Here is a 7,307-nt window from a genome sequence, read left to right as displayed (position 1 = left end):
CAGAGCGCATCCGGCAAGCGCCAGCCATCATCCTGAACGCGCCGCTTCGTCGTCGTCCGAACAGATCTCCTCGTCATGGACGATGAGCTAGGAAGCCCCAGATCCAGCGTCTAGTGGGATAAGCTTTAAGCCCGCGTCAGCGCGTATTGCCCTCCGGCTCGTCTTCCGTAGGCAATTCGCAGCGGTTGTGGATGTCCGTGGCGGCGATGGCGGCATGGCCCATCGCCACCACGATCTGGTTCAGCCCGCGCACCACGTCCCCGGCGGCATAGAGGCCCGGGACGGTGGTGCGGTTGTGGTCGTCCACGACCAGGGCACCGAACTCGTCATGCTCGGCGCCGAGCGCCAGGGCAAGGTCTGAGCGGACCTTGAGGCCGAGGGCGGAGTAGAGCGTCTCGAACCGGTGCTCCTGCCCGCCGGCGCGGATGGCGCTGATGCGGTCCCCCTCTACCTCCAGCGCCTCGATCGGGGCGGTGAGGATGCGGATGTTGTGTTCGCGGGCCCGGGCCTCGTCCTCTTCCGAGAGGGGCTGGCCGAGGGTGAGGAGTGTCACGTCGGGCGTGTAGCTGCGGGCGACGAAAACCGCCTCGCCCAGGCCGCGGGCCCCATGGCCGAGGATCGCCACGCGGCGGCCCCGGGCCTCGTAGCCGTCGCAGATCGGGCAATAGCGAAGCAACCCGCGCTGGACAGCGTCCGGCAAGTCCGGAAGCTCGGGCTCGATATCGACGCAGCCGGTGGCCAGCAGCACGCGGCGGGCGCGGAGCTGGCGGACGCCGGCATCCCCCTCCAGCGTGGCCACGAAGCAGCCTGGTTGCTGGAGCAGGCCGGAGACGCGGGCGGAAAAGGGCTTTACCCCATACTGCGCCAGGTTTTCGCGCTGGCGTGCGAGCATCTCCGGGCCGCCGATCCCTTCCGAGAAAACTGGGAAGTTGTGGCTCGTGGGGATCCAGGCGGCGCGGCTGGCGCCGCTGTCCACCAGGGCGATGCGGCGGTTGAAGCGGACGAGGTAGAGGGCGGCGGTCAGCCCGGCCGGGCCGCCGCCGATGATGATGCAGTCGAGAACCCCGTCTTCCGCCATGGCCACCTCCGCGCCTGGATAGGACGCGCGGGGTGGGCCAGCGTTTCACGATTGGGGCAGTTTCAGGCGGATTGCGTCGGACTGGCGACCCGCTCAGCGGCCGAGCGAGGCGATGATCCCGCGGTTGTAGGCGCGGATCATGCCTGGGATCAGGAAGACATCCACCAGCAGCCAGATGCCGATCACGAAGAGCCCGACATAGCCGATGGCGATCACCGTCATGGCCCAGGAGATCAGGCTGATCGCCAGCATCGCCAGCCCGCTCGTGATGCGGCCTGCGTAGAAGCGATGGACGGCGAACCAGCCGAGGAAGAACCAGAGGACGTAGGCGACCAGCACCGAGCGCTTGTTCGCGTCGTAATGCATCATTGCCGCGGTGTCGCTCATGCCGGGATGGGGGCCGGGGGCGGACATTCGGGCGCGAATCCTTTCGTGTTCCTGTTGCAACCTGCCTTGGATCGGGCAGGCGGGCCAGGGCGGAGTCAGCGCCGCTCCAGCCGCATGGGCATGCCGCGCGCGGGGCGCAGGGTGATCCGCATTTGGAGGCCCGGATCGAAGCCCGGGTCCGGACGCATCCGGATCGCCGGCAGGAGGGTAGCGAGGATGGCCACTGCCTCATCCATGGCGAAGCCAAGGCCGATGCAGATGCGCGGCCCGGCGCCGAAGGGAATCCAGGCGTAGCGGTGGCGCTCCTTCGTGGCTTCGGGGGTGAAGCGTTCCGGATCGAAGCGGGCCGAATTCTCCCACAGCCACGGAAGGCGATGGGTGGCGTAGATCGGGATGATGACCGCGGTTCCGGGCTCCACCTTCTCCCCGCCGAGTTCCACGGTCCGTACGGCGGTGCGGGCGACCATCGGCGCCGGCGGGTAGAGCCGCAGCGCCTCCTGCACGGCCTGGCGGGTACGGGGCAGGGCGAAGACATGCGCCGCCTCCACCGGCCCGCCGCCGGTGGTGTCGGCGATCTCAGCCAGCAGGTGCTCCTCCTCATCAGGGTGCTTGGCCAAGAGGTAGAAGGCCCAGGTGAGGGCGAGGGCGGTGGTCTCGTGCCCGGCGGTGATGAAGGTCAGCAGGTTGTCGGCGATGTCGCGGTCGTCCATCGCCTGCCCCGTCTCGGGATCCCGCGCCGCAATCAGCAGGGCGATCAGGTCCTCGCGTTCGGAGCCCAAGCGGCGGCGTTCCGATACCAGCCGCAGCAGCTCGTTCCGAAGGTAATCCCGCGCGCGGGTGGCGCGGCGCTGGCCGGGATAGGGGGTCCAGGCAGGGGCCTTTGCCATGGCCAGGGCGATCGACCAGCCGGTGCTTTCGAGGTAGTCGGTGATGCCCTTTTCCACCCGCGCCACGTCGATGGCGCCGTGGCCCGAAAGCATTGTCTCCACGATGATGTCGAAGGTGGTGTGCATCATCTCGTGGCTCAACTCGACGCTGGAGCCGGGCGGAAGGGCAAGCCAGCGGTCCCGGGTGCGGGCGGCGGCGTCCAGCATGGGCTTGAGGAAGGATTTCAGCCGGTCATGCCGGAAGATCGGGGCGACCGCGCGGCGCTGCCAGCGCCAGCGCTCGCCATCGGCCGTGAGGATGGCGTCGCCCAGAGCGGGGGACAGCGCGCGGCGCATGGCGTCCGACTTCTTGAAGGCGTCGGCCTCCGTCAGCAGTACCTGCTGAATCAGCTCCGGGGCCGTGACGAAGAAGCGTTCCCGTCCCAGCACCGCGCGGCGAGCCATGGGTTGCTCGAAGGCCTCCCGCGGCAGGGCCTCCAAGGGGTTGCGGATAGCGGCGCGGAGCAGGGCGAGGCTGCCGAGCGGCGTCTCGGGCGGTTGAACGCGGGCGAGGTCGGGCTGGCGGGTGTCCGGCATAGCGAGTCGGATATCGTCCCGCCGGCCGGTCGGTTCCAGGGCGGCTTCCCTCCTCCGCCTTGCGGGGCGATGCTTCGAGGCGAGGAGACCCCCCTGATGATCACACTTCATACCTGGAACACCCCCAATGGCCGGAAGGTCAGCGTGGCGCTGGAGGAGATGGGGCTGCCCTATGTCGTGAAGACCGTGAATATCGGTGCGGATGAGCAGTTCCGGCCGGAGTTCCTGGCCATCAGCCCGAACAACCGCATCCCTGCCATTGTGGATGACGAAGGACCGGATGGGCAGCCGATCAGCGTCTTCGAGTCGGGTGCGATCCTGCTCTACCTCGGCGAGAAGACGGGCAAGTTCCTGCCCCGGGACCTGCGCGCGCGGGTGCCGGTGATGGAGTGGCTGATGTGGCAGATGGGCGGCTTCGGCCCGATGCCGGGCCAAGTGCATCATTTCCTGATGCAGCCGGACGGGCCAGCCAAGGATTATGGCGTCGCCCGCTATGGCAAGGAGACGCGGCGCCTGTATGGCGTGCTCGAGAAGCGGCTGGCCGGCCGGGACTTCGTGGCGACCTCGGGAGAGCCGAGCGTGGCCGATTTCGCCATCCTCGGCTGGGCTTGGCGGCATGAACGGCATCTGGTGCCCCTCGACGATCTGCCGAATGTGCGCGCTTGGTACGAGCGGATGATGGCCCGCCCGGGCACGAAGCGGGGCTTCGAAGTGGCCCTCTCCTGAGGGTTTGACGGGATGGCAAGGGGCGGCTAGAAGCGGCGCCTGCAACGCCGTGTGACTTCCACTCCTGCGGAGGGGTGGCCGAGTGGCCGAAGGCGGCGGTTTGCTAAACCGTTATAGGATGTCAAGTCCTATCGTGGGTTCGAATCCCATCCCCTCCGCCATTTCTCGCTACACCTCAGGTATTTACAGCGCCTCTACTGGGCTGGTCCGGAACTAAGTTTCGGCCGTTTCGAAGCCGCATCGTATCCCCTTTTGTGCGAGCCCGTATTCTTCGTTGCTCAGGTAGCCGAGGTAGATTTCGGTCGTCTTTACCGACGTGTGCCCCGGGTGCCGGGACAGCTCGTCGATGTTCCCGCCAGCCTTCAGCCACCGAATGGCGAAGCCGTGCCGGAGGTCGTGCACCCGGAACCGGCTAGAGGTCCGGCGGGCCTTCTTCTCGGACGTGTCGATCCGCCGAATTACGCGGTTGCATTGGTCACCTGCCGGACCTGACGGTGCGGGGCTCGATAGGCAGCTTGCGGAGGTGGCGGACTGCGATCTGCCGGCCGATCACGTCCGAGGCGACCGCGGCAGGGCGCGCGCTCTTCCACGGCAACAATAACGGTAACGGCTCCGCGCTGATCTTCAACGGACCGGTTTTGAGCCAGCCCTCCCCAATGGCACGGTGCGCGCTGCCATGAGCTTCTCGTCCCTCATCACTGCGACGACCGCGAATGATGCGAACGTCCTGAGTTGGCTCCTGGTGGGCGGTTCCGCAGCGAGCAGCGTCGGGATGACCGCCTGCAACGAGACGGCGGGGCTAACCGGCACCGGAGCGAGCGCCGCGGCGCGCGTCCCAACGGCAGGGCGCACGATCAAGGTCGGGGTAGCCGAGAAGAGCATCTACGCCGGCTTCGTGAAGATGGTGAATGTCGTGGAGTTCCCCTTTGTTCTCACGCCCAGCCAGCGCGCGACGATGGGGGCGTTCCTGAGGGAGCGCGCGCTGGACCTTGCGGGCAGCGTGCCGGGATGAGCCGCGACGCAGCAATGAGCGAAATCCGGCCTACTCCTGCGGTGCTTCGCTCCTAACCTGGGCCAGGGCTCGCTTCAGAGCATCCAGGTGCCGAGTGCCACCGTACTCCGCGCCTCTCGCCTCCTCATCTTCGAGGACAATGCTGGCCAGCAGGACTAGCAACTCACGCTCAAAAGCAGTCAACCGCCCGTTCCTCACCATCTGCATTGCTATGGCGGAGGAATTGTGGTCGAAAAACGTTAACGTTCGCTAATTTTTAGAACGTTTTGCCGCGCATCTTGCCAGGCGCCCGGAACTCGCGCGGTCCAGCCGGTGGAGGGGGGATACCGGATGTCTCTAAGGGGCGGCGCCGCGGCGCCCGAGGCTGGGATCGACGTCGCGGCGGCGCTCCAGCAGCTCACCGACTGAGCGAGTGATCTCGCGAAGGAGACTGTGGCCGCCAAGCAGAAGGCGCACGACGGGAAGGGCTACCAGCAGCAGTGCATAGCCATTGAGCATTTGCCATCGCGCCAGCAGAACGGAGCGACGCCCAACAGTGACTTACCCGTCTGGCTGAAGCTGGTGGGCGCCGTCGGCGGCGTGGTCATGGCAGGGATGACCATCCTGGGGATCGTCTGGAACCCTGCGATCACGCCGGTTAATGCACACATCGACTTGCAAAATCGCTTCCGGGCGGAGACAACTGCCGCCCTCACGTCGGCGGTCAGCCGTCTTCAAGCCGCCGAGGCGAAGCAAGTCTAGCTCAAGACAACCCTTTCCACTGCAACCACCCTCCGCACCCAACAGCAGCAAGGTGTGGCCGATCCGGTTCGGGCGCTGGAGCTGGCGCACCAAGTGGGGACCGAGCGCATTGCCCAGCTTGCGCAGACTGTTGCCGGGCTGCTTCCCCGCGTGGAGGAGATCCTGCGGCAGGAGCGACTGGAGAACCGGCTATGCGGGCCCATGCCGCGTCATGGCGCTGACGACGATACGCCGGCCGTCTTCATCCCGACCAAACGCGAGACGTAAACCGCGCCCACTAAATGCTGCTAGCAGTCAGACCACATCGGGCGTCGCCCAGACGGTGCCGCTATCCACAGAGCTAAGCTGCGAAGAAAGTAACTGAACCGCCGCATTGCAGACCCATCCTCCCCTTGGTTCATGAAAAGACGCCGTTCTCAGAATCGGGCGGTTCGGATTTTAGGATGGATTTGTGACGGTGGCTGAGCGTCAACTGGTCCAGATCGGCTACTAGCCCGCTGCCCGGCGGCTCAGGCCGTCGGAACAGGAACTGTCCGTTGCCTATCGTATGCTTCGTAGAGGCCGAGAGCTGCTGCGCGTTCGGGGGAAACCACGACGGATCGCTCTCCTTGGATCGTCTCGTAGCGCATGAAGATCACGGTTCGCGATCGAAGCGGGTCAAGGATGGGCTCGACCATGACAAGACGAGCTCTGCCCGCCGGCAGTGACTGCATATCGCACCCCCGACCATTGCTTGTGCGAAACTACATAAGCACAACCGTGGGTAGCATTCACATGGGTTAACCGCCGTCCGGCGGCTCCGGGCACCCCAGACATCGAAAAGGAACACGCATGCTCGCGCTGCTGTCCCGGCCGTTTTGGTTTCATTAGAGCTCGGGCAACGAAATAAGCATCTCCTCGTGCTCTGCTCGCCCGAGATCCAGTGCGGCAGCATGCTGGGCTGTCAGTACGATAGAACCGGCCCCCTTTGCGCTCTCATAGAACACCACGACCAGATCGTTTACCCCCTGTGGGTTCGTCAGCCTTTCGACTGAGATGACACGTATATAGCCTGGGGGCGGAAGATCAGTTCTTACCGACGGTTTCGATCTCCCTTTGGCATACTCCGCGGTTGTGGGGTCCCCCTTGGGGGCCGCTTTTTGAGCCGCTTGGCAACAGCACCTTGTGAGCGGGACAAGCTCCTGGTCCCGCAACGCGTCGAACATGCCGAGCGCATCCATGCGGTCCCGGGACACCTCGGTCTTCGTTAGACCGTCCACGGTTTCACATTCGACCACGTAGTGCGTCCCGCTGCGTCTTGCTTTGCGACTTACCACGATGGCATTGATGCGGGCGAACCCGGTGGGTAATGGAGTGCGCATTCGATTCTCGGCAGCTAGAGGGTCGCTACGCTGGACCAAGCACCGAGGATCATTCTACATCTCAGAATGAGCATGTTACAATCTCTCACAGCCCTATGAAACTGCGTAGATTGTGCATGCTTGCTCTGCCGCCGGACAGGCCCTGCTGAGGGCCGCAAACTAAGCCGCATTCCGGCCGCAGCACCCTATGAGCGAAACAAGCTGCCGGGACTTGGAAGGCGTCGGTCTTGTCGAGCGTATACGTGATCGGCCCCACTGGGTGATCCTGGGTGAAGGTTGGTTTGGGACTGGCCTGGGGCAAAGGATTGTGTGCTGGTCAGAGGGGGGGGCGGCGCAGGATCAGCCGGCACGCAGGGGCTGGCAGGATCACCCCCGGAGCAGGCGGCCTGTAGCCGGGGCAGGCATGCGGTTAGATGCTGTTGTGGTGCCGCCGCCAGCTCTCGATGCAGATCCTGGCTTCCGCCAGGCTGTAGAAGATCTCGCCAACCAGCCGCTCGTCGCGCAGTCGGGCGTTGAAGCTCCCCAGAGGGCCATCCTCC

General features: G+C 65.4%; 8 protein-coding genes, 1 tRNA gene and 1 pseudogene. 5 read left to right on the top strand and 5 right to left on the bottom strand.

All coding sequences use genetic code 11. From position 1 onward, the window contains the following. Positions 1-136 precede the first annotated feature (136 nt). The 3 genes from GSE44_RS24660 to GSE44_RS24650 form a co-directional block, all read right to left on the bottom strand. Complete coding sequence (locus tag GSE44_RS24660; RefSeq protein ID WP_159351474.1) at positions 137-1,078, bottom strand: NAD(P)/FAD-dependent oxidoreductase; 942 nt, start codon at positions 1,076-1,078, stop codon at positions 137-139. Between the two features lie 93 nt (positions 1,079-1,171). Continuing rightward, positions 1,172-1,492 (bottom strand): TM2 domain-containing protein, encoded by a 321-nt coding sequence (locus GSE44_RS24655; RefSeq protein WP_201306240.1) that lies wholly within the window; start codon positions 1,490-1,492, stop codon positions 1,172-1,174. Between the two features lie 68 nt (positions 1,493-1,560). Further along, entirely contained in the window at positions 1,561-2,928 is a 1,368-nt protein-coding gene (locus GSE44_RS24650) for a cytochrome P450 (RefSeq protein WP_159351473.1), read from the bottom strand. A 96-nt stretch (positions 2,929-3,024) separates the two neighbouring features. On the opposite strand from GSE44_RS24650, the gene GSE44_RS24645 reads away from it, so the two are divergent. Then, complete coding sequence (locus GSE44_RS24645; RefSeq protein ID WP_201306239.1) at positions 3,025-3,654, top strand: glutathione S-transferase family protein; 630 nt, start codon at positions 3,025-3,027, stop codon at positions 3,652-3,654. A 68-nt stretch (positions 3,655-3,722) separates the two neighbouring features. Beyond that, positions 3,723-3,815 (top strand) — tRNA-Ser (locus tag GSE44_RS24640). A 52-nt stretch (positions 3,816-3,867) separates the two neighbouring features. Here GSE44_RS24640 and GSE44_RS24635 read toward each other — a convergent pair. Next, entirely contained in the window at positions 3,868-4,104 is a 237-nt protein-coding gene (locus tag GSE44_RS24635; RefSeq protein WP_268893701.1) for a site-specific integrase, read from the bottom strand. A gap of 226 nt (positions 4,105-4,330) precedes the next feature. On the opposite strand from GSE44_RS24635, the gene GSE44_RS24630 reads away from it, so the two are divergent. From GSE44_RS24630 to GSE44_RS24620, 3 genes are all read left to right on the top strand, one after another. After that, the gene (locus tag GSE44_RS24630; RefSeq protein ID WP_159351472.1) at positions 4,331-4,666 is read left to right on the top strand and encodes a hypothetical protein; all 336 of its coding nucleotides are present in this window, start codon (positions 4,331-4,333) and stop codon (positions 4,664-4,666) included. Positions 4,667-5,098: 432 nt separating this feature from the next. After that, entirely contained in the window at positions 5,099-5,407 is a 309-nt protein-coding gene (locus GSE44_RS24625) for a hypothetical protein (protein WP_159351471.1), read from the top strand. 54 nt (positions 5,408-5,461) lie between these two features. Continuing rightward, entirely contained in the window at positions 5,462-5,674 is a 213-nt protein-coding gene (locus tag GSE44_RS24620) for a hypothetical protein (RefSeq protein ID WP_159351470.1), read from the top strand. 1,506 nt (positions 5,675-7,180) lie between these two features. Here GSE44_RS24620 and GSE44_RS24615 read toward each other — a convergent pair. Further along, positions 7,181-7,307 (bottom strand): annotated as a pseudogene (locus GSE44_RS24615) (integrase core domain-containing protein); the annotation flags it as partial.

It is taken from the genome of Muricoccus harenae (assembly GCF_009848505.1).
GTDB classification, from domain to species: domain Bacteria; phylum Pseudomonadota; class Alphaproteobacteria; order Acetobacterales; family Acetobacteraceae; genus Roseomonas; species Roseomonas harenae.
The sequence above is the reverse complement of the archived record's forward strand: the minus strand, read 5'-3'. Positions and strand labels throughout refer to the sequence as shown.